This window comes from Jannaschia formosa (genome assembly GCF_003340555.1).
GTDB lineage: Bacteria > Pseudomonadota > Alphaproteobacteria > Rhodobacterales > Rhodobacteraceae > Jannaschia > Jannaschia formosa.
Window position 1 is genome coordinate 1 of sequence record NZ_QPLJ01000112.1, and the last position, 817, is coordinate 817.

At 66.0% G+C, this 817-nt stretch carries 1 protein-coding gene and 1 pseudogene; one reads left to right on the forward strand and one right to left on the reverse strand.

Going from position 1 to position 817, the window contains the following annotated elements:
• The coding region (locus tag DR046_RS23050; protein ID WP_167767276.1) for a transposase at positions 1 to 339 on the forward strand (339 nt) is incomplete at its 5' end.
• Between the two features lie 356 nt (positions 340 to 695).
• Here the strand turns inward: DR046_RS23050 and DR046_RS25055 are convergent.
• Positions 696 to 817: pseudogene (locus tag DR046_RS25055) on the reverse strand (IS701 family transposase); the annotation flags it as partial.

Sequence of the window (817 nt, forward strand, 5' to 3'; positions counted from 1 at the left end):
TATCTTGGGCTGACCCCCTCGGAGCACTCCAGCGGCGCCAGCATGCGCCGGGGCGGGATCACCAAGGCTGGCAGTAGCCTCGCGCGGCGCGCCTTGATCGAGGGTGCGTGGAGCTACCGAATGCAGGCGCGTGTCAGCCGCAAGCTGCACCACAGGATTGAGGGACTGCCCAAGACAGTCCGCGACATCGCGTGGAAGGGGCAAGTGCGGATGTGCCAGCGCTACCGACACCTGGTCGCGGCCGGGAAGGCGAAGGTCGTCGTCACCACGGCCATCGCGCGTGAGATGGTCGGCTTCATCTGGGCCATCGCCAGAGCGGTGACGGCCGCCCCGGCCTGATACGCCACCACTCGAAGCCGAGAAGACGAAGGCGCCCCGATCATGCCGACGCGCAAGGTTGGGGACGGAACGCGGTGGGGAACCCTCGTGGCCTGTTATGAGCCGACACAATCGACGCTCGCCATTTAGTACTACAGTTGCATATACTCCGTTCGTTTTCGATGACAGATGGCGGCTGCGGTTTGGTGTTGTCGTCGCCATCGGGACCAGTGCCAGATGAAGGCCGCACGTGTCCGAGGCGGAATCACGAGCTTGGCGATCAGGGTGCGCAGCTCGGACAGCTCATGATCCCCGCCGCCATGGCGATCATGCGGCTTCGGGGGGTCTTGCGGCGTCGGACTTGTTTTGTCTTCGGATGGTTTGCCGAAGGCGGCGCGGGCCTGCGCGGCGGCGAGCGTGGCGAGGAAGGCCTGCGCAGCCATGACGAGGGTCATGTGGCGGTGCCAGCCGTGCCAGGAGCGGGCCTCGCAGTGGTCGA